Source organism: Bdellovibrio sp. SBM16, assembly GCF_056175625.1.
Genome location: NZ_JBJKJG010000001.1, coordinates 724,002 through 749,877, shown reverse-complemented (window position 1 = coordinate 749,877; position 25,876 = coordinate 724,002). Strand labels below are relative to the sequence as shown.

General features: G+C 44.0%; 27 protein-coding genes and 1 tRNA gene. 17 read left to right on the top strand and 11 right to left on the bottom strand.

Going from position 1 to position 25,876, the window contains the following annotated elements:
• From AC04MM_RS03395 to AC04MM_RS03385, 3 genes are all read left to right on the top strand, one after another.
• Entirely contained in the window at nucleotides 1–1,299 is a 1,299-nt protein-coding gene (locus AC04MM_RS03395) for an imelysin family protein (RefSeq protein WP_475378904.1), read from the top strand.
• Nucleotides 1,299–3,494, top strand: coding sequence for a TonB-dependent receptor family protein (locus tag AC04MM_RS03390; RefSeq protein ID WP_475378903.1), 2,196 nt, complete (start codon nucleotides 1,299–1,301; stop codon nucleotides 3,492–3,494). The genes AC04MM_RS03395 and AC04MM_RS03390 overlap by 1 nt, the downstream gene beginning before the upstream one ends.
• Before the next feature lie 129 nt (nucleotides 3,495–3,623).
• Complete coding sequence (locus AC04MM_RS03385) at nucleotides 3,624–3,992, top strand: hypothetical protein (protein WP_475378902.1); 369 nt, start codon at nucleotides 3,624–3,626, stop codon at nucleotides 3,990–3,992.
• 3 nt (nucleotides 3,993–3,995) lie between these two features.
• Here AC04MM_RS03385 and AC04MM_RS03380 read toward each other — a convergent pair whose 3' ends face one another.
• Complete coding sequence (locus AC04MM_RS03380) at nucleotides 3,996–4,580, bottom strand: hypothetical protein (protein ID WP_475378901.1); 585 nt, start codon at nucleotides 4,578–4,580, stop codon at nucleotides 3,996–3,998.
• Between the two features lie 124 nt (nucleotides 4,581–4,704).
• Between AC04MM_RS03380 and AC04MM_RS03375 the strand changes: the two genes are divergently transcribed.
• On the top strand, nucleotides 4,705–5,211 hold the full coding sequence (locus AC04MM_RS03375; RefSeq protein ID WP_475378900.1) for an SAM-dependent methyltransferase: 507 nt from the start codon (nucleotides 4,705–4,707) through the stop codon (nucleotides 5,209–5,211).
• On the opposite strand, the gene AC04MM_RS03370 is transcribed toward AC04MM_RS03375, so the two are convergent.
• The 3 genes from AC04MM_RS03370 to AC04MM_RS03360 form a co-directional block, all read right to left on the bottom strand.
• On the bottom strand, nucleotides 5,204–6,523 hold the full coding sequence (locus tag AC04MM_RS03370; protein WP_475378899.1) for a hypothetical protein: 1,320 nt from the start codon (nucleotides 6,521–6,523) through the stop codon (nucleotides 5,204–5,206). The two genes, AC04MM_RS03375 and AC04MM_RS03370, sit on opposite strands and share 8 nt — an antisense overlap.
• A gap of 75 nt (nucleotides 6,524–6,598) precedes the next feature.
• The gene (locus AC04MM_RS03365) at nucleotides 6,599–7,132 is read right to left on the bottom strand and encodes a metal-dependent hydrolase (RefSeq protein WP_475378898.1); all 534 of its coding nucleotides are present in this window, start codon (nucleotides 7,130–7,132) and stop codon (nucleotides 6,599–6,601) included.
• Between the two features lie 8 nt (nucleotides 7,133–7,140).
• On the bottom strand, nucleotides 7,141–8,391 hold the full coding sequence (locus tag AC04MM_RS03360) for an NAD(P)/FAD-dependent oxidoreductase (protein ID WP_475378897.1): 1,251 nt from the start codon (nucleotides 8,389–8,391) through the stop codon (nucleotides 7,141–7,143).
• Between the two features lie 76 nt (nucleotides 8,392–8,467).
• Between AC04MM_RS03360 and AC04MM_RS03355 the strand changes: the two genes are divergently transcribed.
• Nucleotides 8,468–8,998 (top strand): dihydrofolate reductase family protein, encoded by a 531-nt coding sequence (locus AC04MM_RS03355; RefSeq protein ID WP_475378896.1) that lies wholly within the window; start codon nucleotides 8,468–8,470, stop codon nucleotides 8,996–8,998.
• 139 nt (nucleotides 8,999–9,137) lie between these two features.
• Entirely contained in the window at nucleotides 9,138–10,259 is a 1,122-nt protein-coding gene (locus tag AC04MM_RS03350; protein WP_475378895.1) for a sensor histidine kinase, read from the top strand.
• A 3-nt stretch (nucleotides 10,260–10,262) separates the two neighbouring features.
• On the opposite strand, the gene AC04MM_RS03345 is transcribed toward AC04MM_RS03350, so the two are convergent.
• The gene (locus tag AC04MM_RS03345) at nucleotides 10,263–10,865 is read right to left on the bottom strand and encodes a hypothetical protein (RefSeq protein WP_475378894.1); all 603 of its coding nucleotides are present in this window, start codon (nucleotides 10,863–10,865) and stop codon (nucleotides 10,263–10,265) included.
• Between the two features lie 86 nt (nucleotides 10,866–10,951).
• On the opposite strand from AC04MM_RS03345, the gene AC04MM_RS03340 reads away from it, so the two are divergent.
• Nucleotides 10,952–11,665, top strand: a complete 714-nt coding sequence (locus AC04MM_RS03340) for a LamG domain-containing protein (RefSeq protein WP_475378893.1) — start codon at nucleotides 10,952–10,954, stop codon at nucleotides 11,663–11,665.
• Here the strand turns inward: AC04MM_RS03340 and AC04MM_RS03335 are convergent.
• On the bottom strand, nucleotides 11,659–12,756 hold the full coding sequence (locus AC04MM_RS03335; protein ID WP_475378892.1) for a PrpF domain-containing protein: 1,098 nt from the start codon (nucleotides 12,754–12,756) through the stop codon (nucleotides 11,659–11,661). The two genes, AC04MM_RS03340 and AC04MM_RS03335, sit on opposite strands and share 7 nt — an antisense overlap.
• Nucleotides 12,757–13,073: 317 nt before the next feature.
• Here AC04MM_RS03335 and AC04MM_RS03330 point away from each other — a divergent pair, with 317 nt between their 5' ends.
• On the top strand, nucleotides 13,074–13,826 hold the full coding sequence (locus AC04MM_RS03330; protein ID WP_475378891.1) for a hypothetical protein: 753 nt from the start codon (nucleotides 13,074–13,076) through the stop codon (nucleotides 13,824–13,826).
• 1 nt (nucleotide 13,827) lies between these two features.
• Nucleotides 13,828–14,763 carry a fatty acid desaturase family protein gene (locus AC04MM_RS03325; protein ID WP_475378890.1) on the top strand — a complete coding sequence of 312 codons (936 nt, stop codon included), beginning with the start codon at nucleotides 13,828–13,830 and terminating at the stop codon, nucleotides 14,761–14,763.
• 9 nt (nucleotides 14,764–14,772) lie between these two features.
• On the opposite strand, the gene AC04MM_RS03320 is transcribed toward AC04MM_RS03325, so the two are convergent.
• The 3 genes from AC04MM_RS03320 to AC04MM_RS03310 form a co-directional block, all read right to left on the bottom strand.
• Nucleotides 14,773–15,501 carry a hypothetical protein gene (locus AC04MM_RS03320; protein WP_475378889.1) on the bottom strand — a complete coding sequence of 243 codons (729 nt, stop codon included), beginning with the start codon at nucleotides 15,499–15,501 and terminating at the stop codon, nucleotides 14,773–14,775.
• Nucleotides 15,498–15,779, bottom strand: a complete 282-nt coding sequence (locus tag AC04MM_RS03315; protein ID WP_475378888.1) for a helix-turn-helix domain-containing protein — start codon at nucleotides 15,777–15,779, stop codon at nucleotides 15,498–15,500. Before AC04MM_RS03315 ends, AC04MM_RS03320 begins: the two co-directional genes overlap by 4 nt.
• A 167-nt stretch (nucleotides 15,780–15,946) precedes the next feature.
• Nucleotides 15,947–16,038 (bottom strand) — tRNA-Leu (locus AC04MM_RS03310).
• A gap of 133 nt (nucleotides 16,039–16,171) precedes the next feature.
• Between AC04MM_RS03310 and AC04MM_RS03305 the strand changes: the two genes are divergently transcribed.
• From AC04MM_RS03305 to AC04MM_RS03285, 5 genes are all read left to right on the top strand, one after another.
• Nucleotides 16,172–16,897, top strand: coding sequence for a hypothetical protein (locus AC04MM_RS03305; protein ID WP_475378887.1), 726 nt, complete (start codon nucleotides 16,172–16,174; stop codon nucleotides 16,895–16,897).
• Between the two features lie 20 nt (nucleotides 16,898–16,917).
• Complete coding sequence (locus tag AC04MM_RS03300) at nucleotides 16,918–17,967, top strand: guanosine monophosphate reductase (protein WP_475378886.1); 1,050 nt, start codon at nucleotides 16,918–16,920, stop codon at nucleotides 17,965–17,967.
• Between the two features lie 2 nt (nucleotides 17,968–17,969).
• The gene (gene murI, locus AC04MM_RS03295; protein ID WP_475378885.1) at nucleotides 17,970–18,779 is read left to right on the top strand and encodes a glutamate racemase; all 810 of its coding nucleotides are present in this window, start codon (nucleotides 17,970–17,972) and stop codon (nucleotides 18,777–18,779) included.
• A gap of 84 nt (nucleotides 18,780–18,863) precedes the next feature.
• Nucleotides 18,864–19,568: a YiiX/YebB-like N1pC/P60 family cysteine hydrolase gene (locus AC04MM_RS03290; protein WP_475378884.1), complete on the top strand. Its 705-nt coding sequence runs from the start codon at nucleotides 18,864–18,866 to the stop codon at nucleotides 19,566–19,568.
• A 154-nt stretch (nucleotides 19,569–19,722) separates the two neighbouring features.
• Nucleotides 19,723–21,444, top strand: a complete 1,722-nt coding sequence (locus AC04MM_RS03285) for a penicillin-insensitive murein endopeptidase (RefSeq protein ID WP_475378883.1) — start codon at nucleotides 19,723–19,725, stop codon at nucleotides 21,442–21,444.
• On the opposite strand, the gene lysA is transcribed toward AC04MM_RS03285, so the two are convergent.
• Nucleotides 21,441–22,625 (bottom strand): diaminopimelate decarboxylase, encoded by a 1,185-nt coding sequence (gene lysA, locus AC04MM_RS03280; RefSeq protein ID WP_475378882.1) that lies wholly within the window; start codon nucleotides 22,623–22,625, stop codon nucleotides 21,441–21,443. The two genes, AC04MM_RS03285 and lysA, sit on opposite strands and share 4 nt — an antisense overlap.
• Nucleotides 22,626–22,654: 29 nt before the next feature.
• Here lysA and AC04MM_RS03275 point away from each other — a divergent pair, with 29 nt between their 5' ends.
• From AC04MM_RS03275 to AC04MM_RS03265, 3 genes are all read left to right on the top strand, one after another.
• Nucleotides 22,655–23,317 (top strand): DUF2817 domain-containing protein, encoded by a 663-nt coding sequence (locus AC04MM_RS03275; RefSeq protein ID WP_475378881.1) that lies wholly within the window; start codon nucleotides 22,655–22,657, stop codon nucleotides 23,315–23,317.
• A 10-nt stretch (nucleotides 23,318–23,327) separates the two neighbouring features.
• Nucleotides 23,328–24,143: a 2,3,4,5-tetrahydropyridine-2,6-dicarboxylate N-succinyltransferase gene (locus AC04MM_RS03270; protein WP_475378880.1), complete on the top strand. Its 816-nt coding sequence runs from the start codon at nucleotides 23,328–23,330 to the stop codon at nucleotides 24,141–24,143.
• Nucleotides 24,144–24,277: 134 nt separating this feature from the next.
• Entirely contained in the window at nucleotides 24,278–24,583 is a 306-nt protein-coding gene (locus AC04MM_RS03265; RefSeq protein WP_475378879.1) for a hypothetical protein, read from the top strand.
• Between the two features lie 16 nt (nucleotides 24,584–24,599).
• Here the strand turns inward: AC04MM_RS03265 and AC04MM_RS03260 are convergent, their stop codons facing one another.
• The gene (locus AC04MM_RS03260) at nucleotides 24,600–25,841 is read right to left on the bottom strand and encodes an FtsX-like permease family protein (protein WP_475378878.1); all 1,242 of its coding nucleotides are present in this window, start codon (nucleotides 25,839–25,841) and stop codon (nucleotides 24,600–24,602) included.
• Between the last annotated feature and the right edge of the window lie 35 nt (nucleotides 25,842–25,876).

The following is a 25,876-nucleotide window of genomic DNA, read 5'->3' as shown; positions in this document are numbered from 1 at the left end:
ATGAAAAAATCTATTGTTGTACTTGCAAGCTTGATCTTTACTTTTACTGCCTGCAGTGATTTTTTTAATAATAAAAAATCCAAAACCGTACAGGCCGCAAACGGTCCGTCTGGGCAGGGCGATAAGCCTGAAATCAATCCGTTTCCGGATTCGTTCGAAGAGCCAACCCTAGGCCAGTTCAGCGAAGAGAAGTTATTATTAAATACCGGCTTAAATGTTGTCGCACCGGCTAACGAAAAGTTTTTCCAGGAGATGCAGATATTTTTATTGCGTTTACAACAGGCCTGCAAAACAAATGCTGCGATCAACCCTGAATTGGTAAAGCAATGGGAAAGCGTTGTGACCAGTTTTCACAAAGTAGATGCTTTAGCGATCGGGCCAATGACTGAAGTAGATCCAGTCACCAACCTCGATGTCAGAGCTAAGCTTTACAGCTGGCCGGTCACAAACTTATGCCGTGCCGACAAAGCTGCATACGATATCGCCTTTAATGGCCAGATTCACGAAACACTTCCCTACAACTCTAAGGGTTTAGATGCTCTTGAGTATCTGCTATTTGCCGGCACTGACGCTGTAAAATGTAATTTAAAAGCCCACCCGATGCTGACAGACTGGTTAGCTTTGCCTACCGAAGCCAAAGCCAAGAGCCGCTGTGAAGTAGCCGTAGTTTTAGCTACCGAGTTAACAGCATTGGCAGACAAGTTAAAGACAAAATGGGACCGCCAAAATGGCAATTTTTCAAAAACTCTGGTAGATGGCTCAAAATATCCAAGTCATAAAGCTGCGATTAATGAAATCACCAATGCGTTATTTTCTTTAGAAGCAGTTAAAGATATCCGCCTTGGTATTCCGACCGGAAAAAACAAAAAAGAATGCACAACCGGAAAATGCCCTGAGCGCAGTGAACACAGCTTTTCAAAAAGTGCGTTTACGGCGATCGAAGCGCGCTTAGAAGCTTTTAAACTTGGATTCTTCGGCGGCAGCCCAAACTCAGTTAATGCTTTTGGCATTGATGACTATTTAAAACAGGGCAACCATCCCGAAATCGCCGAAAAGATCGCTCGTTTTATTGAGCGTGCTGAAAGCAGTTTAAAAATAGTTAAAGCACAGGGTGATTTAGCCACATTAGCCGCACAAATTGAACCTGAACAATGTCTTCTATCTTCCAGCGATAACCGCATTGTTGAGCTTTGCAGTTTATATGAAGATATCCGCGCCATTACCACGACAATGAAAACTGAAGTATTGGTAGCACTTTCATTAAACGCCCCACCGATCTATCAAGGTGATAACGACTAATGAAAAGACTTGTATTATATTTGCTGTCAGGACTGCTGTTCAGCGGGCCTTTATTTTCGCAAGAAGCTCAACAGGAAGCTGAAGCCACCGAATTATCCACTCTTGAAATCAGTGACGTGCTGGTTGATGATTTTAACAACGGCTTTTCTGCGAAAAAGATTTCTAAAACCCGGTTAAAAAATATTGCCACGACGGATGTGGCGCGGGCTTTAAGGGAATCACCGGGTGTTTATATCCGCGAAGAAGACGGCGTCGGACTTCGACCCAATATCGGTCTGCGCGGCACTAATCCCGACCGCAGTAAGAAAGTGGTGATTTTAGAAGACGGCGTGCTGATCGGCCCGGCTCCGTATGCCGCCCCGGCTGCGTACTACACACCATCGATGTTAACCACCGAATCGCTGGAGGTTTTTAAAGGGTTTAGCGCACTGCCATTTGGACCGAACTCAATCGGCGGAGCTGTTAATTATAAAACTCCTGACTATATTGCCCAGGACAGAACAACCGCTGACCTAAGCTATGGCAGCTTTAATACCGGCATTGTGAAATTAGGTTTAAACAAAAAACTTTCTGAATACGGAGTCGTTTTAATCTACGGCCACAATAAGTCTAAGGGCTTTAAAGAACTTGATAACGGCGGTGACACCGGCTTTTTACAAAACCACGTTTTACTGAAAATCCAGCGGGCTTTAGAAATTTCAGGACATGCACATCTCATTGAGTTACGATTCGGTTACGGTCATGAAAATTCGAATGAAACTTACTTAGGCTTAAGCGAAACCGATTTTGAAAACAAACCCTACCGTCGTTATAACTCATCAGAACTTGATGAGATGAAGTGGACCCATAAAAAATTTCAGTTAGAGCATTTAACTGAGACCGGCAGCCAGTCGCACATCAAAACAACTCTCTACCATCATACATTTAAGCGTACGTGGTACCGCTTAGATGGCTTTCGCGACAGCACCCGCATTATCCGTAATATTTTAAAAGACCCAACCGGCACTAACCAGTCTTTCTATGAAGTACTTAATGGCAGTGAAGATTCGGCCAATTTAGGGGCCAATGCTGATTTACTGATGGCCAATAATGACCGCGAGTATTTCAGTCAGGGCCTGCAGAGCCAGTTAGAAATTAACAATCTCTGGTCGCAAAACTTGCCGTCAAAAACTGTTTTAAAAGCCCTCATTCACCGCGATCAGATCCTTCGCAAACACGATGCTGACTACTACGCAATGACCGGCGGCGAAATGGTGCGCACGCATGATGCGCGCGTAATAACGGCGCGCAATGAAGAAAGTGCGACGGCACTGGCGTTCAGTGGCCAGGACGAAACCCAATTTGGAAAGTTTACGCTACTTCCGCAGTTTCGTTATGAATCGGTAACATTTAATTTTGATGATACCCTGAATAACCGCTCTAAAAAGCGCAGCGACTCGGTTTTTATCCCGGGTATTGGTCTGGCGTACCAGTTTAATGAAGCCTTAAGCTCTCGCTTGGCGGTCAATCAGGCGGCCACTCTTTCAGGACTTGATTCATTAGGTAAAGAGTCACGCGAAGAAAGTATGAACAAAGAAATTTCACTGGCGTGGCAGTCTAAACCGCACCATGAGCAGATTGAAGTATTATACTTTCATAACGACTACGACAATATCACCGGAACCTGTACGGCATCGACCGGTTGTTCTGCCTTACAACTGGATCAGCAGTATGACGGCGGCCGTGCCCTGATCCAGGGCATTGAAGCCCGCTTATCTAAAGGATTACAATGGCAGAAATTCTGGATTCCGCTGCAGTTAAACTACACGCTGATCGACGGCCATTTTGCCGATAGCTTTATTTCGTCAAATGCTGAATGGGGCACAGGACAGGTAAATTCCGGCGATCCGCTACCGTATATTCCCCAGACGCAGATGACAGCAATCATCGGTCTTGAAACTGGCCGATTCAAACAGAGTTTGATCATCAACCACTTAGGAAAGATGTATGATCAATCCGTTGCCGCCGGACGTATTGCAGTTCCCGGTTACGGGCTGATTGACTATACGGCCCAGTACCAGGTTAAACAAAATTTAACTCTTCGTTTGAAGTTAGATAACCTGCTTAACAAAACCTATGCAGCCTCGCTTAAACCGTTTGGCTACCGACCAGGCAAGCCCTTTACCGCAGCCGTTGGCCTAACCTACGACTTCTAATGCCGATAAAGCGGCTTTGACGCCGCTTTCGTGAAGCTCTTACTGTACAAAATCACGACAGCTTTTTCTTAAACTAAATTGAGATATATTCTTCGCACCCTAACCCAAACCTGAAGGAGAATATTTATTATGAAACAATTATTATTAGCATTAGCTATCGCAGCACCGATCACAGCCTCAGCCGATATCATCAAATGTGTTTTTACAGAGCCGTTCGTAAGCTCGACCTACAGCATGTCACAATCTTCACTTACTTATAAAGACGTCACAGGTAAAACCGACGTGATCAAAAAAGTTTCGTTTCAAATCAGAGAAGCCGGTGTGTTTGAACTTGTTAAAGACGGAAAAGTGATCCAGACCCTAAAGTTAAACAACCAGGGCTCTGATGGCATGAGTGATATTGTTTACCCGTATGATGTTAAAGACAACACAGCGACAACAGGAGCCGGCTACGGCGGTTGCGAATCTAACTATTTAAAAAGAACCGGCGAAGGCTAAGTACTAATGGCGGACCGGCTTGCACTGGTTCGCCGCCTGACACGCCATAATCTCATCACGCATCTGCATCAGCTCTTTAAGGTTATAAGGTAATTCAACATTATAACCGTGCTTTTGCGTGCCATTCTGACCGATGAATAAAAAATTATTCGTTTTATTAAACTGGGTTTTCGTCATCTTAACCGATGGGTCCCAAAGCCACACAAAACTTAATGCCTTAGAAGATTGTACGTACTTTAAAAACCGTTGACGTTGGTCTTTGGCTTTTTTCATTCCGCTCTTCGGCGTGGTATAGCATTTTACTTCGGCGATAAGTTTTGCCACTTGGCTTGCATTATCAAAAACCACTAAATCAAGTTCACCTAAAGTGTTGCCGGTTTTACCGTCACGGTATTGGATCCCGACAACTACCGTATATTCTGGCTGGGGGTATTTTTCGGCAAATCGCAATCTGGCAACCTCTTCACAGATCGCACCGGTGGGCTCGAAATCGCGGCCGGTATTTTTTAAAGCCTCAAAATCTTCCTGATAGCCTGCCAGTGAAGAAAGCGAAACCACGGCAACAGTGATGAATGCAAATAACTTCATAAAAACCCCCGCAAAGCTTAGGTCGTATGCCAGAATTTTAATCTGGGCAACTTCTGCCTTTGCCCTGTCTAAATTCACACGAAATAATTTCACGAAGCGTGGGTCTTTTTGGCATAATAACCCGGTGAGCCCGTTATCACCCCGCCTTAAACTTATTTTTGATCAGTTGCGCCCGCAGGTTCCGGTGTGGGATGTCTGCTGTGATCATGGCTATCTCGGCTTACACGCCTACCAATCAAAGCTTTTTCCTGCGGTGAACTTTGTAGACCAGGTACCGGAAATTATCGACCGCCTGAAGAGCCGTTTTGAAAAAGAAATTAGAAACCCGGATAATAAAACGTGTATGACGTTTACATCATTAAGCGCAGAGCATTTAACCAGTGAATTGACCGGTAATCTGGTGATTGCCGGGGTTGGCAGTTATACGATCTTTCAGATTTTACAGTCATTACACGCGCAAAAGCGGCTCAAGGCCGATCGTCTTATTCTTTGTCCGCAAAACGATGTGGTCAGCAGCGAAGAAATAAAAAAATTGCCGGACTTTTCGTACCGGCAAAACCAGGAAATCTATTCTGTTATGGAAAAAAACCGTTTACGCAAGGTCTTTGTCTTTGACCGCGAGATTAGTTAGCGCCAGAGGCATCGCACTTAAATTCGATTTTTTTACAGCGATACACCGGACGGTAATTCGGAACATTGCTACTTACTGACTGAACCTGCTCGTCAAATGTCACCTGAACTTTAACATAGCGGTTTTCATCAAGCTCGGCCCGGCCGGCGTCCGTATTATAATATGGTTTTAAAACTTCTCTTCCGTTTTTCATTTCGTAAACACACGGACCAGAGGTGCCATCGCCGTTAGCGCCTCCGGCATTAACTTCAACTTTTACCGAACTCATATTCATATTGCCCTGGCCGGCTTTTGTAAATAAACCTGGTAAGATTTTATCCTTAGCGGTCTGCGCACGCGCTTCGGATAGACCTAAGAATCCTTTTCTACAGAATCTTTTTTCGGCATCCCCGGTATTATTTAATGATGATGCCGACGAATTGATCGAAACATGGTGAAGCTTTGCACCCTTAGCTAAACGGTCTTTAATACAGGCTGACAATTCTTCTGCTTCTGGTGTTTTTAACAATTTTTCAAGCTCAGGCTGGGACACATCATACTTATTGTTTTCAAAATTCTTTTTAAAGTTTCCGGCACATGGTGGATATTTCTGCGCGGAAATGTAGCGCGCCGGCGGATTACCGTTTTGATCTAAGTCAGGCTTATTGTTACAGATAAAAAATGAATCCTTTGATTTTGCGTTAAGCTCTTTGATGTGATCTTCAGCGGCTTTAATATTTTTTGCATCTTTGATCTCATCGCGCAACTGGCGCAGGCGCGCCTCTTTTTCATAACGGCCCATGTTTTTGGCGTCAAAGCCCTTTACCGTCGGATGATTTTCAATATAGTTCGGGCTGGCTCGAAAAGTCGGCGCACAGTCCATTTTTTTTGCGAAGGCGACATACTTATCAATAAAAGATTTTTTATACTCTTCCTGTGATTTAGCATCCGGAGCAAACGTAGTGTTGGCAAACCAACTGATGATCGGCTCTGGTGTTAACTTCTCCTGGATCTCGTACTGTGACCGAACGGCGTACATTTTAACGATCCACGGGTTCTGTTTGGTTTCTGCAGCCCAGTTTTTTTGTAATCGTTCGATACGGGCCGGATCCTCTGAAATTTTTAACAGATTGGTGATCTTATTACGAAGAGCATTTTCATCTACGGGCGCAGCTTCTTTGCACATGCCGTCTTTGTTGATCTGCTCGCAGTTGACATCCTGCACATCCTGAAGATTTTCGCTTAAATCATTCAGCGGACTGCAATCTAACTCTGAATTAGCAAAAAGCAAATGCGGAACAAACAATAAAAATAGAAAAATCTCTTTTTTCATACAAGACTTATGTCGGAAATAGAAACGGCAAAATAAAATAAATCCACAGCGACAGCTTAAGAATTTGATAATTTTTTAATGTTTTGTCTTAAACTGAGACAAGACAGCGCGCCCCAGAAAAATCATCAGGCACGGTAGCACAACCCAGTACAACTCGCTGATCAGCACCATTAAGCCGCGTTCAGAAAAAAAGCCCAGTCCCATCGGCGAAACCAGAATCGGCCGCCACGGAAAAAAATAGCGGGCCGTATTGTAGGGCGAATAAAAGGCCACACCTAACCCCCCATTGGTGCACGCATCAAGTAAGGTGTGTGACACCGTCGCCAGAAAAAACAACAACACAAATCCAAGGTAAGTTTTTATATTCTGTAAGCGCGGAAGAAATGCAAAAAAAAGCGCCACGCCCAGGGCAAAGATAAACGAATGGGTCATCCCGCGGTGCCCCCACAGGCTTTCATAGGGAATACGCGCAACATATCCGGCGTAATCAAAATCCGGCACCACCGCAGCCAGGGCGGCCAAAGCGTAAACTTTTTGACTGCGATATTTTTTCGGGAATACCGCGACAATGGTAGCTCCAACTAAGGCATGTGAAAAGACCGTGGCCATTTAATCCCCTAAAATCTGGCAGGATCGTATACCGCGCGGTTTAATTCAGAGCTACCGCTTACAATCAAGTCACTGACCAGCTGGCCTGTGCCCAATCCGGATTGCAAACCTAACATCTGATGACCGTTAGCCATCATTAAATTGTTATAATTTTTTGCCCAGCCGATTAACGGCACCCCATCCGGTGTGCACGGGCGCAGACCGCGCCAGGTCTCGTGCACCTTGATGTCTTTAGGGATATGTAAAAATTCTTTTGCGCCGTCAAAGATCGCTTTTACCCGCCGTTCAGTGATAGAAAAATCCTGATTTACCAGTTCTAAAGTACCGGCAATGCGCAGGGATTCTGCACGTGGTGTGATCGCAATCTTGCGATCTACGATCATAATCGGTACCTGCGGTTGCTCGGCCAATTTATCTACGATCAAGGCATAGCCTTTTCCACCTAAGATTGGCACATTTAAATCTAAATTGCTGGCTAAACTCTGTGACCAGCTGCCGGCCGCCAGAACAAATATATCTGAAACCATTTCTCCTTGTGCCGTAGAAATCGATTTTATTTTTTTCTTTACCCCATCGGAAGTGATATTGGCCTTTTGAAATTCAGTGTTTTCTAGAATTCTTACACCCAGCTTCTGTGCTTTTTTAGCTAACGCCTGCACGACCTTCAACGGTTCGGCATGCGCTTCCTGCGAAAAGTAAACACCGCCTAATAAATTTCCGCGCAAAGCGGGCTCGAACGCTTTGATCTCTTCGCCGCTTAAATATTTTCCCGGAATCCCGTACTGCTCAACCAGCTTCATTTCATTAGTTGCAGCTTTTACGCCATCTTTAGTCGCAGAAACCATCAACAGACCTTTTTGTTGAAAATCAATTTCCGGATACTCAATGGCTAATTGTCTATAGTCGTGTAAGCTTTTAAGTGAAAGTTTAACCAGCGCTTCGATTGCCGTCTGCGCTTTTTCTTCTTTCATTGATAATAAAAATCTGGTCAGCCACTGAGAGAGCAGCACACTCGGAGCAGGTTTGATATAAAGCGGGCCCGACGGGTTTAGCATCCACTTCATCGATTTTAACAACATGCCCGGCATCGGAAGAGGCATCGCAAAACAAGGCGTCATCCATCCGGCATTACCGTAAGAACAACCAAACCCAATCTGTTCTTTTTCGATGACAACAACATCTGCACCGCGTTCTGCAAGCTTTACTGCGCAGGATAATCCAATAATTCCACCACCAATAACCGTCACACTTTTTTTCATCCCTATAAGTCTTCATGATTTGCCGAACTACGTCTAGGTCTTGACGCAGTTATTTCTTTGGTTTCACAATAGAGCGATGCCAAAAACTATCTATTTTACGGCAGCCACTATTGATGGCTACATTGCCGATAACAACGACTCACTCGAATGGCTCTTTAAAAATGGGCCGGCTGACACCAGCTTTATAGGCGATTTTTTAGAAACCATAGGAGCGATCGCCATGGGAGCCAGCACTTACCAGTGGATTTTAGACCACATCAAAAACGACCCATGGCCATATCAGGTTCCTACCCTGGTTTTTACACACCGCCAGTTTCCGGTTATCAACGGCGCCGATATTCGATTTGTTCAGGGCGATGTGCGTGAAAAGCATAAACAATTACAAAAGCTTGCAGGAGATAAAAATATCTGGCTTACCGGCGGTGGTGATTTAGTCGGCCAGTTTCATGACCACGGCCTGTTAGATGAAATGCACATCCAAACCGTGGCGGTATTTTTAAATGAAGGTAAAAAACTTTTTAACAGAAAGACCGACACAGCTTTCAAAATTAAAAACATCATTCCGCGCGGGGAAACCTGTGTTGAAGTGATCTATCAAGTGAGATAACACATCCTGTTTCGTTTTAGCCAAACTGGGAAGTCTGCTTAAGGTTTTTGCTGTTGAGGCCTAAACACCAGCTTATTGACTTTAGCCATCACAAGATATTTTTTTGTGACTTACGTGCAATAATTTGTACTAATAAGCCATGAGCAAAACTCAGAGCACCGAGCAGAAAAATTTCGAAGCCGTATTTTACGGCTCAGAGGCACCGTTTGTCATCTTCAAGGGCCCCGATATGGTTTATGAAATGCTCAATGAAACCTATCAGTCGATCTATCCCGGCCGGTTGCTTTTAGGAAAACCCTTGTTGGAAGCTGTTCCAGAACTGGTGCATACGCCGTTTCCTTCCATTTTAAAAAGAGTGTTTGAAAGCGGTGAACATTTTGTTTCACACGAAGGTCTTGTGAATCTTAAAAATCACACGACCGGTAAAACTGAAGAACGCTACTTTGATACCACGTTTTCGCGGATCGACTACGGTAATGGCCAGGAGTATCGCATTTTGGCCACACCGAAAGAAGTGACCGAAAAGGTTTTGGCGCGCAAAAGGATGGAAAAAAGTTTACGCGAACTTGAGGCCGAAAAAGAATTACGCGAGCGTTTTGTTTCTGCACTTACCCACGACTTGCGCACTCCGCTTGCGGTTATGAAACTTAGTGCGCAGATGTTAACCATGCACCGAGATAATCAAAATGTGTTTGAAAAAAACTTAGGCCGCATATTAAGCAATGTTGACCGCGCCGACCGTATGATCCGCGATCTGTTAGATGCCAGCCGACTTAAAGCCAACGAGGGGCTGCCGATTTTTATCGAGCCTTGTAAACTCGATGAAATTATCACTTTCGCCATCAAAGACCTGGAAGATCTGCACGGGAAACGATTTAAAATACAAAACTCGCACGGTGCTGTTGAAGGTTTTTGGGATAAGATGGCCGTGCACCGAATGATTGAAAACTTAGCCAGTAACGCCGTTAAATACGGCGCGGAAGATTCACAAATTACGGTCGGCGTTAAAAGTAACAATACCACTGTTGAAATCAGCGTGCACAATTTCGGCAATCCGATTTCTATGGAAGATCAGCAGCGTTTATTTCACCCGTTTCAGCGCACTGAATTTGCCAAAGCCAGCAAACAAAAAGGCTGGGGCATCGGTCTTTCACTGGTACAGGGTTTAGCCTGCGCCCATAAGGGCTCAGTGGCCCTTGCCAGCAGCCAGGTGCATGGAACGACCTTTACCATCCGCTTGCCACTTGATGCGCGTTCATAAGTCTTACTGTTCTGCAATTTCGATAAACAGATAAAATTTTGAATCTAAATACCGGCGCATAAAAAAATGTGGGGCCGGAGTTTTTATTTTTTTTCTCACTTCACGCACACTGACCGGGCGCACGCAGTTGATCATTAATGTTTTGGTGTTATCACATTCTTCGGGAACATTTTCACCGCGCGAGAAGTACTGCACGTAAATTTCAACCGTCGGTTCGTTTTCGATTTTTGCCAACAGTGATTCGGGTAATCCAGAATATGTACTTTGCACGTACCAGCAGCGATCTCGGCACTCTCCGATCGGACCTTTACGCAGATCATAAAATGATGGCTTAAACTGGGTCTGATAATTTGCCAACGTGGTAGCTGCAACACTGGCATAGGGTTCTTCATCTAAATCCATATACCAAACCACATTCGTAGCGGTCTGAAAATCCGGAAACAGACGCAATGCTATTGACTGCCCGATTAAATCCGGGTTGTTGCCGATCTCAGCTGGCTTAATCACGCCGGCAGGGCGTAATGCAGCCCCCTGCTTAACCAGGTAAAACATCACGGCAGAGCTTAGCAGTACTGCGGCAGCGATAATTGACAAAACGATCTTCATGGAAGGCATACTAGCTGGCGTTTTAAAAGATGTCTAATACAGAAACTATTTGTTGCCTTGGCCTATTTGCACGCTACACTAAAACCATGCAAAAAAAATACTCTTTGCACATTCTGTTATTAGCAGTAATTGCTCTGACACAAACTGGCTGTGGCGCAAGCTCTACCGAAACTTTTGATACGACGATTCCTGATGCCGTAAGCTACTGGAAATTAGACAACAACGTAACAGACAGCGGCACAAGTGCCAACAACGGCACAGTCTCAGGCACCACAACTTATGCTGTCGGCAAACTAAGTTTTGCAATTCAGCTTAACGGCTCTAGTTTTGTCGACTGCGACCCGACGCCGACCGGTCTTCCTACCGGCAGCAGCGATCGCACCTTTACCGCATGGATCAACCCTTCGGTGAGTGGCCAGAACATGACCATTGTCGGCTGGGGTACGGATTCAGCCGGACTGCTGTCGGAGATGATGATCACTAACGCCAATAAATTACAGTTTCACGGCTACAACAATGATGTCACAAGCACCAATACCATCTCCAGCAGTGTGTGGACATTTGTCGCTATCACTTTAACTAATCAGCGTGTAAAACTGTATATCAACGGCGTCTTAGATGCGACTCAAGGTAATGTTTCAATTAACACCACGTTAACCAACTGTAAAATCGGGCGCCAACCACAGACGGTCTCACAATTTTTTACCGGCTTAATCGATGAAGTCGGCATCTGGAACAGTGCTTTAAGTGATTCACAGATCTCACACATGTACAACAGCGGTAACGGCCGCGCCTATTGAGAATAAACCATCACTTCGCCCTTAAAGAGTTTGCGCGCGGTTCTAAAAAAAGCCCCCGATAGTGGTTTGTTTTCTTTAATCACCGCACCGGCGGTAAGAACTCCTGAGGGCATACCGATGCGAATTTGCTCTTGATCGTGTGCAGTCAGCATCGCATTCGCGATTGAGCCTTTGATTTTTGCTGCCACCGCTAAACACAACGTAATTGTTAATGGCAGGGCCTTATGCGGCTGCCCCGCCGAGATCACCCGCGCATTAAAATCCATATCCGGTGTTTTAGCTTTTGAAAGAAAAGCAATAAACGGAACCTGGCCTCTGGCTATGGCCTCTTCACGAGTCTGACTTATTCCCATAGCCAGCGAACCTGCAATGCGAATTTCTGCAAGCTTTGCCATCACGTCTTTTTTAGATTCTAATTCTTCCGGCAGCTCATAACCGCTTAGCCCTAGGTCAACTGCGCGAATGATCACGCAGGCATTGGCTACATCAAAAAGCGAAGCCTCGATGGTGCTTCCATCAGCCAACGTCAAAGTCTCAGTCACATGACCAGTCGGCAAGAATTTTCCGGTTGTTGCCCCCGCGGGATCAATAAAATCCAGACGAATCGGCGCACCACATCCAGACACTCCCGGAATCTGCAGTTCACCTTCATATACACTGCGCCCGTCTTTAACCGGAAAACGCGCGTGCATGATTTTTTTGGTGTTGGTGTTAAAAATTCTGACCAAGGCTTCATTTCCCTGCGCAGTCACTAAGCCTTCATCAACGGCAAACGGGCCAACCGCCGATAGCATATTGCCGCAGTTGCCGGTCATATCCAGCGCACACTCATACACCATCACCTGCACAAAAGTAAAATCAATATCGGCATCTGGCCTTTGTGATTTTGCAATGACACAAACCTTTGACTCTGACGAAAGTCCCCCGCCCATACCGTTTAACTGCCTGCCAAACTCATCAGGGCTTCCCATGGCTTTACAAAGTAAATCGGTCCACTGGCTTTGATCGGCCGGTAAATGTTCGGCTTTAATCATCAGGGCTTTGCTGGTTCCGCCCCGCATGAACGTTGCGGGAATTGAAGTGATTGTCATAACAAAATAGTAACGAAGGAAACAGATTCTGGCCAAAAAAAAAATAATCCCAAATTTTTAGGCTTGGGATTTAATATTCAAATTTTAAATAGTGCTTGCGCGATGGAGCGCGTCAAAAAATTAACAATCGAGAAGTCAAAGACCCATTTAAGAAACTCGAGTACCGAAATGGGCATTGAATGCAAAATATGTGGTTAAGATAAAATTAAAAAATCAATTCTTCTCAGGTTGATTCGTTTCATTTTCACACAAAAAGTAAATAATCTTTCCTTTACTCGACAACAGCAGTAATTTAGACACTACACAGGGAGTGAGAAATGCAGAACAATCACAACGTTAATTTGCAACTTGTGCTTTGTCCTGTACGCCAGCCTGACAAAAAATATAAAGATTTGTATAATAAAATTTACAAGTGTTGGAATTTAGTGTGGGAAGAAACCTATACAGCTGCTCATTACAAAAAAAGATCCGATGATCTAAAGTCAGATGCTTTTACCCGCCAAGACTATGCGGCAGCCTTTTTCTACGAGGGCGAATGCGTTGCATTTATTTTATTTCGCCATATCGATATGTCATTACTATCATCTCAAGACGACTCATTCTTTACTCAGTGGAGTGAGATCCACAGAAAAGCACTCACAAAAATCGGTAATCATTTTTTAATTACTGGAAATTTAGGAGTTCTTCCTACTTTTCGCAATAAAAACTTAGGTGTTTCTTTAAAAGATCTAATGGTTGGAATCGTTGCAGAAATCACATTACAGTCTAAGGCCGATGCAACTATTGCAACTCCTCGAAGAGATCGCAATGTGCATGGAACCTCTTATAACTGGGGTGCTATTCCGATAGCCCAAGATGTAGCTTGGGGTTGCGGAATTCAAATTGATCTCGTTGCCTTTTGCAAAGACCAGGTTGCGCAAAAACGTGCTCAGCTGAATCGCCCGCTTCTAGATGAATTATGGCTGAATAAAATTGTTGTCGGCGAAAGTAATTTTGAATCTGTTGATCAGCTTAAAGATACCTTACCGCACACGTTACAAAACGAAAAAGCAAATAAAATGACAGGTTAATATGAACAAGTTTGTCTATAAGTCATTAAGACAAAAGCTTAATTTTGATTTTCAGGTAAAGTTTTTTCAGAATCAGATCGTTTTTGATTTGCTTTTTCTCGTTACAATAGCAGGACTTTTTCAAACGTCTTTTGCTCTATTTAACATTTTTCTAATTCCGTCTTTTATGTTCCGGCAATTTTCAATTTTGCATGAGGCTGTTCATAATTTAAGTCACTCAAACGGTAAAATCAATCAGGCCATCGGTGTCATAGCTGGCGCCTTCTGTTTAACCCCGTTTACCGCCTGGAAAACCGCTCACTTAAAACATCACTACTGGACAGGAAATCTTAAGCAAGATCCAACGTTTTCTATTTTAAAATATTTTCAACAAAGCTCTCGGCTAAAAAAGTATTTACTTGAGTCCACTTGGAAAAAAGGCGTTCCTTTTTTAGCGGCTCTTCAACATTTTAGTTTTTGGATTTTAGGCTTTAAAAGTATCCGCTCTGCAGAAAGCGTATGTAGCCTTCTAGTTCCTTTAATGCTTTACACAAGCTTAGGACTCACTCTCGGTTTGATTAATTCAGCGATTTGCCTAATTGGTGTTGCTTTTTATCTTCGCATGTATGAAGAAATTATTGTTCCTCAGCACGTGGGCCTTTATTCAGACGACGATACCCACCATCACCCGCCCCCATGGGAACAACCATATATCACTCGCTCTTGGTACATGCCTTCCGTTGTTGAAAAGTACATAGTCCTGAACATGAACTACCACACGGAGCACCATTTGTTTCCAGATCTACCCTGGCATCAATTAGATACGGCTCACAAACTCTTGCTACAGGAAAGCCCGAACATCAATATGATTAATTCTGAGTGGATGAAAAGCCAACGACAACGCCCTTTTTCAGAAGTTATCGTTCCCGTTCCAAGCCGCAAAAAAACTGCGGCTTAAGAGCTTAACTTAGATTACTGCGATTTTGTTAGAGTCATTATCGTAACCAATAACCTGGCCACGCAATGAGAAGATGAATCCTTTTACTTTTTTAGTACCTTGCGCGTAAAGCGGACAAATCATGCCCGGCTCTACAAGAACTGAAGAGCAAGAAAAATTAATTGAATCATCATTATAGATTTCTTTAACAATATGACGAGCCACCGGCATTTGCGTTGTCTTTTTCATTCGGCCTTCAACGATTTCAGTTGCCGCTTGAATTAATCCATCAAGCACAAAAGATGGCCTTTCCCAAAGGTGAAACCACTCATTCGTTAAAAGATCTAGCAATGAATAAGACGAAATTTTAAAGAAGTTAAATGTTCTGAACAGTTGAATATTTTCGACGCTGTAAACTTCGATTACATCGTCTTTCTCCAACTTTTTCCAAAAGTCATCTTCAAGCTCTAACCCATACATTTTCAACGCTTCTTCAACATAACGACGTTCAGGGTAATCTCCCGCTGGCGGTTCAACGTCTGATGTGTATGAAACAATATATAAAATGTTTTTTATCTGTTTCGCTAACAAATGCTTTTGTTCAATAGGCAAAGAACTTAACTTTACTAAAGCTTTCGGAGAATGAGCGCGGCACTTGTATCCGTCGTTACGGATAATTTTAGCTAAAATTTCTAAATCTGTAACGATAGCTGCTTCAACAGCCGAAATACTAACATCAAGTGCAGCGTTTAAACTCATACAGACCTCTTTTGGGTTTTAGACTTTGCATAGACCTTTTCAGATATAATTTTCTTAGAATCTGCAAGCATCACTTTAACTAGTTTATCGCGGTTTAAATCTAAAACCGTGATTAACATTTGAAAGCAGTGATTTGGCGGAGCACACATACCACGCTCCCAGTTAGATACGAATTGAGTGTGTACGTCGCCAAGTTTACTAGCTAGTTCAGCCTGAGTGAAACCTGCACTTACGCGTTTTTCTTTAAGATATTGTCCAAGTTCAAAAAAGTCCTGCATGAGACAAGTGATACAATAATTTTTTATTTACGTAAAGAGGCTGAATTCTTTACAAGGTAAGTGATCCGGTTTAAATGGATCTGAGCCTTAACTTTGTAATTAACACTGTCTTCAGGCAAAAAAAAATCCCAAGTTTTTAGGCTTGGGATTTAAGAATCAAGTTTAAATGGTGCCTCGGGCCGGACTTGAACCGGCACGCCCGTGTTAACGAAGCTCAGGATTTTAAGTCCTGTGTGTCTACCAGTTTCACCACCGAGGCACTGATCATACACCATTAAAAAGTGAGATTTGAATCTAAGGACTTCCGAACACTTTGTCACGCCTTTTCATAAAATATTTCGCCAGACTTTTCGTTGACTCATCTCGTATCTAAGCCAATGATAAATCATGTTGTGTCTAGTGAACAAAATTTAAGAACATTCAACATCTTTAAGGCGCTCAAAGTTGCATTTTTGCCAATTTTTTTAGCGTTATTGATCTCAGGTAGCATCGATCAGTTTATAAACACCAAAATTGAGGCGATTTTACGCTCACCGCACGGCTTATCACAGACTATCTGGCTGTACGGCTCACTTTCTATTTTTTCATCATTTTTCTTTCCGCTGCTGATTACCCTGATCGCAAGCTTTGCCTTGGCCCGCTCGATCCAGGATCAGAACTTCAGCCAGTTTATTCCTAAGAGCTTTGCCGACTTTATCGGTGAACACTTCGAGTTAACATTTTTAGAAACCCTGCGCTCATGGGGAAAAACTTTTTTGTGGACCTTTTTACTGATCATCCCCGGCATTGTTAAATTTTTCTTATATGTGCCAACCCCGTTTGTTGTGCTGTTTTCCAAGCGCTATCAAAACGGTGAAGTCGATGCCCTGAAACTGGCGCAACAGATTGCTAAAAAATGCTGGTTTTGGCTTTTGGTCTACATGACCATGTTTACTTTTGTTTTACCGATGACTTTGTCGCTGGGCATGGATCAATATCGCGTATTTCGCGAAAATTTTATTTCAGCCTCGCTGCTAACCGCAATTGATGCGGTGATCGTAATTGTTTTTCACTACTATATTTTAAAATTAATCTTAAAATTTATTAAAGACGATGATGCAAAAGAGGCCGTGCCATAGGCACGCGGAGGAATAGGCATATGGGTTTAATGTTTAACTGGAAAGATATCAAAAACCGTGACCACGGCTTAACGTTTGATGACGTTTTAATTATGCCGAAAAAATCTGAGATGAAATCGCGAAAAGATCCGTCGTTAAGATCTCGTTTAACTAAAACTAAGTTTTTAGAAACCCCGATTATTTCTGCCAATATGGACATGGTCACCGAAGCCCGCATGGCCATCGCTATGCACAAATTCGGAGGCCTTGGTATTTTACACCGCTTCATGGATACCGATAAACAAGTAGCGATGATTGAAGAAGTCAAAGCAGCAGGAGCAAGTATTATTTCTGCGTCTATCGGTGTAAACGCTGATTTTAAAGAGCGTGCCCAGGCCATTGTAAAAGCTGGCGTCAACCTAATGACTATCGACATCGCCCACGGCCACTCGGTGGCCATGATGGATACCCTGAAATGGTTAAAAGACACGTTTCCCGGCTTAGAGGTCATCGCTGGTAACTTAGCCACTCCGGATGCAGCCATTGATCTTATCGAAGCCGGCGCAGATGCGATCAAAGTGGGGATCGGCCCGGGCTCAATGTGTACGACCCGTATCATCACAGGCTGTGGGGTTCCGCAATTAACCGCAATCGCCCTGTGTGCTGAAGCGGCTGAAAACTATGATGTTCCGGTCATTGCTGATGGCGGTATCAGAACTTCTGGTGATATGGTTAAAGCCTTCGGCGCCGGAGCCAGCACAATTATGTTAGGCTCAATGTTAGCCGGAACCATCGAAACCCCGGGCGATATCGTCAACGGTAAAAAACAATACCGTGGTATGGCTTCGAAAAAAGCGCAGGTTTCTTGGCGTGGTGATATGCCCAAAGGCATGGCGCCAGAGGGTGAATCAACTTATGTCAACGTGAAAGGCCACGTTGAAGATGTACTGCACGAACTGTGCGGCGGTATCCGATCTGGTATGACGTACATGAATGCACAAACAATCGCAGAGATGCGTGATAAAACCCACTTTATGGAAATGTCTTCAAACGGTATTGCCGAATCACGGGCGCACGGAGTGAAAAACTAATAATGTCTTTTGATTCTCGCCCTATCGGAGTTTTTGATTCAGGTATCGGAGGCCTAACGGTCTTACGCGAATTACTTAAAAACTTTCCCGATGAAAATTTCATTTATCTAGGTGATACGGCCCGGCTTCCTTACGGCAGCAAATCGGCCGATACGGTTCGAAAATACACAGAACAAAATATGAATTTTCTAAAAGGGCGCGGTGTTAAAGCCATCGTTGTCGCCTGCAATACGGCTTCGACCCAGGTTTTTGAAACCGAATATGAAGGATTACCGGTTTACAACGTCATTGACCCCGGATCGGAATTAGCCGCCCGCATGACCGAGAACAACCGTGTTGCAGTTATTGCAACCCGTGCAACCGTAAAGGCTGCAACTTACACTAAAAAAATTCACGCCCACAAACCGGAGATCGAAGTTTTTAGCACGGCTTGTCCGCTGTTTGTGCCGCTTGCTGAAGAAGGCTGGCATGATGATCCGATCACGAACTTAATCGCGTTTAGATATTTGCAAGGCTTAAAGGGGCAAGACGTCGATACGGTGGTTTTGGGCTGCACCCACTACCCGTTACTAAAAACCGCGATTCAAAAAGTATTCGGTAATCACGTAAACCTGGTTGATTCTGGTGAAGCCATCGCTAAACTCTTGCACCGGGATATCGCAAAAAACCGTGTCGAAAAAAGCGATAAATCCGGCGATAGATTGCTGATCTGCTTAACCGATGCCGGTGCCCAGTTTGAAAAACTGGCACTTACCCTGGTCGGCGATTTCACGGATCAAGAAATTGTTTTCGAAACAGTTTCTGTCATCTGACGAACCTTTTTACAGTTAAACAACTTAAAACCAAGTTAATGCGTCAACCGCCTTGGCGTAAGATATGCTGCTTTTGGCCTTTGCATGCAAAAGCCAATCGCCTTGTTTTCTATTTTAATTGCTGCCGTTTTACTGGCTTTGGTTGCCTGTGCCCCCGGCACACGTGAATCAACCCCCACACCTAAAATTACCGTGCCCCCGCACAGCGATCCAAACGATGCAGCTCAAGACGAAGATAAAAGTTTAAAAGTCGGCGATATTATTTTTCATAAAAGCAAATCCCGCCAGTCAAAAGCCATCAAAGAGGCCTCTCAGTCTGAGTGGACCCATGTCGGAATTTTAATTCTGAAGAATAATAAATGGCACGTGGCTGAAGCCATCGGCCCAGTGGTTGCGACAAAGCTAGAAGACTTCATCAAACGTGGCCACAACCGGGACTACAAAATTTTGCGCTTTAAGCATTTCGATCCCGCGACGATGGAAGACGCTTTACTTGCGGCCATCAAAAAACAAAATAAAGCCTATGACATTTACTTCGAGATTTCAGATGAAAGCACCTACTGCTCGGAATTAGTCTACAAAGTCATGCTGGAAGTAACCGGTCATGAACTGGGAAAATTACAGCAGTATAAGGATTTAAAATTAAATGGCCCGCAGGTTCAGGCGCTGATCAAACGCCGCTTAACTGATAAAGGCCGAACACTTGACCCGGAAGAGCCGATTGTCACGCCGGCCTCACAGCTGTTAGACCCACAGATGACACTGATCCGCGAATCTGTCCAAGACTAACCACCTTTAAAAAACCTGCTCTCGTTTTGAAACAGTTTCCGGCAACTGGCGAGCTTGTAGACACCCTTTACACCCTCTAATTGTTTATAAACGCTTAAGGCCTGGCTTGGGGCCTGCTGTATTTTCCTTGGTAATTGAGGAAACCAGTACGTTTATGAAAACTATTAAGAACCTTAAATTTTCGAGCCTGATTTTATCTCTTACCTTGGCTATTTCTGCCTGTGCGCCGACTCCACAGCGGGCGAAAAACACCTTTATCCAGAACAATCCCGGCATTACCGAAAACGATGCTGATTTGCCTCCGATTCTAGAACAAGAAATTGTGTCAACAGACGATAGCCTGCAAAAACTTCTCGAAGATATCGACAAAGCCTCTCAGTATGAAGCTCCGACGACAGCCATCAAAAACGGCGAAGATTTAATGTATGTGGGTTTTACCAAACTTAAAAACGTCAAATCAGTTTATAACCGCAGCAAAAAAGAATTAGAAGTATCGGGTATCGCCGAAATCTATAACGCCGATAAAAAAACGATCCGTGCCAAACAGGAATTTAAAATCAAAGGTAAATACAAAGCCAGCACCGGCATGATCAATTTACACCCGACTGAAGACAACTCAGATAAAGACGCTGTTCAGGTTCGCGCCGTTGTTACCTGCTTAAAGAGCGAAGTCGACGAGCGTTTTGACTGCGGCCGCGCCATTATCGATTTATTCTTAAAACATAAAAACAACTACTACACAGAACAGTTAGAATCGACGTCATTTGAAAAACCGAAAATAGTTGGTGGTCAAAAGCAACCAGAAAAGCAAGCTAAGCCAAAGATCGAAGCTGAGCTGGTTGAACCTGAAACAGAAAACCAGGTCAAAGTAACGCCGGAAAGTAAAGAAAAGCCGCAACAGCCAGCGATCGAAGTGGTTGAAAAAACTGCGGAGGTTTCAAAAACCGCTATCGTGATTGACGAATCTAAAGAAGAAGCTGACCCGGAAGCTTTAGCCGAAGCCGAAGAAGGTGATGAAGAGTCTATTGCCGGCCGCTATGAAGGAAAAGCAGCCTTAGTAGAACTGGCGAAGCTATTCCTATCAGCAAAAGAGCGTGAAGAAGCAGAAGACGATGAAGATAAAAAAGAAGATGACCAGGCCCCGTCAACGCGTCCGAAACCGCGTCCGGATAATCCAAAAAAAGAAGAACAAACTGAAGTTCCGGTTAAGATCGATACTTCTGGCCGTATGAAATTAAAGAATCAGGCCATTGGCAGCCCGGATCAGGGCCGATTGCGTAATGCTTCGTGGTTAAAAACCCATATCGAAAGTTACGGCTTAACCGATAAAGTGGTCATTGCCAATCCGTCGGCAAAAAACTACTACGGCACCCAGGAGATGATGGATGTGTTAGAAGCCATCGGTAAAAAGATTTCGTCAATGGAGAGAAATAAACTTTTTATCAGCCGTATCTCTGCCAAAATGGGTGGAAGACTGCCACCGTCTAAATCTCACCAAAACGGAATGGATGTAGATATCGGCTATTTTACCGTTCAAGGCAAAGTCCAGTTTCCGGTCGTGGCCTCTGGCGGGTCGCTGAGAAAATCGGATTTTTCAGTGGCAAAAACTTTGGAAATCTTTAAATTTTTAATGACCCAGCAGGTTTCACCGGTTGATCGATTGTTCGTCGATCAGTCGATTATCAACAGCCTGTGCCGCGAAGCTAAGAATTCCGGTAAATTTAATGGCCCAGAAAAAGCCGCTTACAGAAAGTTATTCGAAAACATGCAGCACGTTGACGGACACGGCAACCACTTCCACTTACGTCTGCGTTGCACGCCGAACCAACCGGACTGCCGTCACAGAATTTACAAAAAAATGAGCAGCTGCGGTTAATCGATAAATACTTCTGGAGCGATATTTTTTAAATTGTACTGACTAGCCATACTACGGACATAGGCTCCGCAGTCGGCCATGACCAGTAAATCCATTTCTTTGGTTTCAAACAGCGGAAAATTACGGTGAAACACATCCGATGATTCACAGATCGGACCGACCAGTGAGTAATTGACCTGATTATCAGAGTGTTTCTTTAAATTATAGAAATGATGATGCGCCTGATACAGCGACGGACGCATATTGTTGTTCATACCTAGATCCAACACCAGCATATTTTTATTTTTGATGTATTGAACCTGGCAGATAAACACAGCCGATCTGGCCACAACAAAACGGCCCAGTTCTGATAAAATATCTGCATCAAAATTTTTTAATGAATCTTCGTAGGCCACTTTTAAAGTATTCCAACGGTCAAAGTCTGCGATTAAGTCATGCGATTTATAATCTATCCCTAAACCGCCGCCCACATCAAAGCGGGTTAGCCCCGGAAACTGCGACTTTAATTCACTGAAATACACTTTCATTTTTTCGACAGATTCTTTAAATACAGATGGATCCAGGATCTGCGAACCGATATGAAAGGATAAACATTTAAATTCAACCAGCGGATTTTTTTTAAATACTTCTAAACACTCCGGAACATCGTTGAGATCAATACCGAATTTAGAATCTTTAAGCGCTGTTGAGATATAAGGATGGGTCGGTGTTTCAATCAGTGGGTTTACCCGTAAACCTACACTCACCTTTTTGTTCTTACGGGTGGCGATATCGCTGATCCGGCGAAGTTCAGCGGGAGATTCTACATTGATCTGGTAGATCTGTGCATCAATGGCAAATTCAATTTCAGGAATTGTTTTGGCTACGCCTGAAAAAATAAAATCCTGCGGGCTAAAACCGTTATCCAGACCGTGTTTAAGTTCACCAAGGCTGACCACATCCAAACCACAGCCAGCCTCACGAAATAGCTTTAACACTTCAGGGTGGTAGTTCGACTTCATCGCAAAATGCAATTGCTTAAGCTTAGTCCAGGATTTAACCCAGGCTATACGTTCTGCAATCAGCGATTTTTTATACACCAAAACCGGCTCCTGGTAGTTTTTAACCGCAGCAACGGCGCTTAATTTAGCGTCTGCAAAATATAAATCGTTATTCTGATAAGTGAACAGATCTCGTGACATTTAAGATATCTTAGCTAATGATCTTAAGAATGAAAATGATTAATTTAGGTTATACAAAATTAGGTCTTCCCCTGCACGGCTACCACTTTCAGGCCCCGGCCGGCAAAGCCAAAAACCGCGCCCTGGTCATCGGCGGCGTTCATGGTGATGAACCCGAAGGCGTGGTTGCGGCCCGCGGCCTATTAGATGTTTTCAGAAAAAATTTTGATTTAGACCTAGAGGTCGTCATCGTGCCGGAGATGAATCCTGAAGGTGTGTTACTTAAAACCCGCGGCAATTCCAATAAAGTGGATTTAAACCGCAACATGAACACCAAAGACTGGTCGCCGGTTGCAGCCAGCGAGCGTTATTTTCCCGGGCCTTCGGCAATGTCTGAGGCCGAAAACCAAGCCTTAGCCAAATTTATCGAAGACTTTAAGCCTACAGTTATTTTCTCGCTGCACTCTTGGAAGCCGATGCTAAATGTCAATGGAGTGCTCCCTGAGGCTGATACGATTTCTAAGATCACCGGCTATATTATCGATCCCGATATCGGCTACCCGACTCCGGGTTCTTTAGGCACCTGGGCCGGATTAGAAAGAAACATCCCGACTTTAACTTACGAAATCGAACGCGATATTTCTTTTAAACCCATCATTGATATCCATGTTCCGGCAATTATTGAAGGTTTAAAAGTTACTGCAAAAAGATAGGTAGAAAAATATGAAAAACGAAATTTTAAAATTACACCAGACATTAGCTGACAACAAAGACTACCAAATCACCCAAAGCGACAAAGATTTAATCTTGAGCGCAATGAACGACTTAGATGCAGGCAAAATCCGCGTCTCTGAAAAAGTTGAAGGAAAGTGGATCACCAATGAATGGGTTAAAAAATCTATTTTATTATACTTCCGCATCACCACGAATAAAGTTATCAACTCTGGTGACTTATCGTACTTCGACAAAATCCCGGTTAAAAAATTCACCGAAGCCAACGGTGTTCGCGTCGTACCGCAGGCGATTGCGCGTTTTGGTTCGTTTGTTGAAGCCGGCGCAATCTTAATGCCATCGTATGTAAATATCGGTGCTTATGTTGGTAGCGGCACAATGGTTGACACCTGGGCCACAGTGGGTTCATGTGCACAGGTCGGTAAAAACGTACACTTATCTGGCGGCGTTGGTTTAGGTGGCGTGCTAGAGCCGGCCCAGGCCCAGCCGGTGATTGTAGAAGATGATTGTTTTATCGGAAGCCGCTGTATCGTGGTTGAAGGAGTGCATCTTGAACCAGGTGTGGTGTTAGGCGCCGGCGTAACCATCACTTCGTCGACTAAAATTATCGACGTCACCCAAAAAGATGTGGTTTACACCGGCCGTGTACCGGCAAATTCGGTGGTTATCCCCGGCATGCAAACCAAAGAATACCCGGCAGGAACATTCGGCGTACCGGCGGCTTTAATCATCGGCCAAAGAAAAGAATCGACGAATAAAAAAACATCGCTAAACGACGCCCTTCGCGATTTCAACGTGAGCGTTTAGCCGCCTACTTCCCCGAATCGAACGTCGTCTGTATGCGTAAATCCGGAAACCGGATGATTACTATGCTTCCTAAACATAACCATCTTCACAAAATCAAGACTAACTTGGCAGAAGCTTTGCCAAGTTAAATTCCCATGACCCGTCACAAACTACATCTAATTCACTCAAAATATGTACGCGACACACTCAATGCGGCCGTAGAAAAGTCTGACGAATTAATTACCAAAGAAAAAGAGTTGATTACGCTTCTGACTGAAATTGACCACAAGCGATTGTATTTGCGCTATGGCTTTCGCTCATTGCGCCCATTCTGTATTAAATCTTTAAATCTAACCCGCATTCAGGCACAGCGAATTGTCACTGAAGTTCGCCGCACACAGACGACGTTCGATTCAGGGGTTAAGGCGACAATCCCCGAAAAAGTAAATCTCATAAATTAAAAATGATTCTTTATTCTTAGTGTTTTGATTTAAGTAGAATTGCCGGCTCGATCTTTAAAGATGCTCGGGCCGGAATGTAGCAGCCCACCACCGCAAGCAGAGTTACCGCAAGCACGACCCAGAACGTGAACACCGGATTTACCAGTGCCGGGATCGATGAGTCGTAATACACCGACGGTAAAATATTTAATGGGTAAAACTGCAGGTAATACCCGGCGGCCACACCGATCAGGGTTCCCAAAAATAATCCTGACAATGAAATCCACAAACCCATCATCAAAAATAGCGCCAAGGTTTTTTTAGACGAATAACCTAAGGTTTTAATGATCGCGATATCTAGTTTTTTCTGTGACATAATCAGCGCCAACACCGTAAGAATCGATGACGAGGCGATTAAACCGGCCAGACCTAAAAACACGCCGATCATGGTTTTTTCCATAAACAGGGCAAAAAATAAATCCGAATTTTTCTGCTGCCACGATTCAACGTGCTCGTAGCCTTGCGCTTCTAGCTGCCTGCGGGTCGGCTCCATTTGATTAATATCTTTTAGCCACAGATGATAACCGCTCACTTTAGACGGGCTTGAACGTAAGGATTTAATCGAGTGCTCTTTATTGAAAAACAGCAACTTCGAATCCAGATCGTACAGATCAGTGGTCACAATTCTTCGGATCGTGGCTTTTTCAAAAACCGGGGCTTCCATTGAACTTAACAATAAACTCTCTGCCGGAATTAAAGTCACCACATCACCTTCGAGTAAGCCCAGCGATCTGGCCAGATCAATTCCGACGGCGATTTCGTTTGGCTGTAATTCTAATTCCATATCAATGGTGGGGTCATAAAATGACAGCTGCGAATTTTTCACCTGCGCCATCTTTAAATCTCTAAGCTGCTTAAACCAGAAACTAATCCCGCTTTGCTCGTAACCTATCGCACTGGTCCCGCGAAACTGCCCGTCAACGGTTCTAAGCATCAGATCATAACTTTCAAACGGCACCACCGACATATCATCCGTGGCAACGATCTCGGCCAAAGGTTTTTCTTTTTGCAGCACTGTTAAATGCGGATCAAGCGCCAAGATACGGGTTTTAATATTGGCATTCATGCCATTCATCACAAACAGCACCAAAAAGAAAATCGCCACCGACAAAGTTATCGCAATAAACGACAGCAGCGAAATCCGGCGAATCAATGAAGCCGACCGATTAGAAATAATCAATTTGGTTAAAAAGAAATAGCTTAACGAATCCCGCAACATGCAGGCTTATTAGATCATTGACCTTTAGGGCTGTA

Excerpts from the sequence above, each read along its gene's own strand:
- AC04MM_RS03395 (WP_475378904.1), top strand. The coding sequence starts at position 1 with ATGAAAAAATCTATTGTTGTACTTGCAAGCTTGATCTTTACTTTTACT.
- AC04MM_RS03390 (WP_475378903.1), top strand. The coding sequence starts at position 1,299 with ATGAAAAGACTTGTATTATATTTGCTGTCAGGACTGCTGTTCAGCGGG.
- AC04MM_RS03385 (WP_475378902.1), top strand. The coding sequence starts at position 3,624 with ATGAAACAATTATTATTAGCATTAGCTATCGCAGCACCGATCACAGCC.
- AC04MM_RS03380 (WP_475378901.1), bottom strand. The coding sequence starts at position 4,580 with ATGAAGTTATTTGCATTCATCACTGTTGCCGTGGTTTCGCTTTCTTCA.
- AC04MM_RS03370 (WP_475378899.1), bottom strand. The coding sequence starts at position 6,523 with ATGAAAAAAGAGATTTTTCTATTTTTATTGTTTGTTCCGCATTTGCTT.
- AC04MM_RS03365 (WP_475378898.1), bottom strand. The coding sequence starts at position 7,132 with ATGGCCACGGTCTTTTCACATGCCTTAGTTGGAGCTACCATTGTCGCG.
- AC04MM_RS03360 (WP_475378897.1), bottom strand. The coding sequence starts at position 8,391 with ATGAAAAAAAGTGTGACGGTTATTGGTGGTGGAATTATTGGATTATCC.
- AC04MM_RS03355 (WP_475378896.1), top strand. The coding sequence starts at position 8,468 with ATGCCAAAAACTATCTATTTTACGGCAGCCACTATTGATGGCTACATT.
- AC04MM_RS03350 (WP_475378895.1), top strand. The coding sequence starts at position 9,138 with ATGAGCAAAACTCAGAGCACCGAGCAGAAAAATTTCGAAGCCGTATTT.
- AC04MM_RS03345 (WP_475378894.1), bottom strand. The coding sequence starts at position 10,865 with ATGAAGATCGTTTTGTCAATTATCGCTGCCGCAGTACTGCTAAGCTCT.
- AC04MM_RS03340 (WP_475378893.1), top strand. The coding sequence starts at position 10,952 with ATGCAAAAAAAATACTCTTTGCACATTCTGTTATTAGCAGTAATTGCT.
- AC04MM_RS03335 (WP_475378892.1), bottom strand. The coding sequence starts at position 12,756 with ATGACAATCACTTCAATTCCCGCAACGTTCATGCGGGGCGGAACCAGC.
- AC04MM_RS03330 (WP_475378891.1), top strand. The coding sequence starts at position 13,074 with ATGCAGAACAATCACAACGTTAATTTGCAACTTGTGCTTTGTCCTGTA.
- AC04MM_RS03325 (WP_475378890.1), top strand. The coding sequence starts at position 13,828 with ATGAACAAGTTTGTCTATAAGTCATTAAGACAAAAGCTTAATTTTGAT.
- AC04MM_RS03320 (WP_475378889.1), bottom strand. The coding sequence starts at position 15,501 with ATGAGTTTAAACGCTGCACTTGATGTTAGTATTTCGGCTGTTGAAGCA.
- AC04MM_RS03315 (WP_475378888.1), bottom strand. The coding sequence starts at position 15,779 with ATGCAGGACTTTTTTGAACTTGGACAATATCTTAAAGAAAAACGCGTA.
- AC04MM_RS03300 (WP_475378886.1), top strand. The coding sequence starts at position 16,918 with ATGGGTTTAATGTTTAACTGGAAAGATATCAAAAACCGTGACCACGGC.
- murI (WP_475378885.1), top strand. The coding sequence starts at position 17,970 with ATGTCTTTTGATTCTCGCCCTATCGGAGTTTTTGATTCAGGTATCGGA.
- AC04MM_RS03290 (WP_475378884.1), top strand. The coding sequence starts at position 18,864 with ATGCAAAAGCCAATCGCCTTGTTTTCTATTTTAATTGCTGCCGTTTTA.
- AC04MM_RS03285 (WP_475378883.1), top strand. The coding sequence starts at position 19,723 with ATGAAAACTATTAAGAACCTTAAATTTTCGAGCCTGATTTTATCTCTT.
- lysA (WP_475378882.1), bottom strand. The coding sequence starts at position 22,625 with ATGTCACGAGATCTGTTCACTTATCAGAATAACGATTTATATTTTGCA.
- AC04MM_RS03275 (WP_475378881.1), top strand. The coding sequence starts at position 22,655 with ATGAAAATGATTAATTTAGGTTATACAAAATTAGGTCTTCCCCTGCAC.
- AC04MM_RS03270 (WP_475378880.1), top strand. The coding sequence starts at position 23,328 with ATGAAAAACGAAATTTTAAAATTACACCAGACATTAGCTGACAACAAA.
- AC04MM_RS03265 (WP_475378879.1), top strand. The coding sequence starts at position 24,278 with ATGACCCGTCACAAACTACATCTAATTCACTCAAAATATGTACGCGAC.
- AC04MM_RS03260 (WP_475378878.1), bottom strand. The coding sequence starts at position 25,841 with ATGTTGCGGGATTCGTTAAGCTATTTCTTTTTAACCAAATTGATTATT.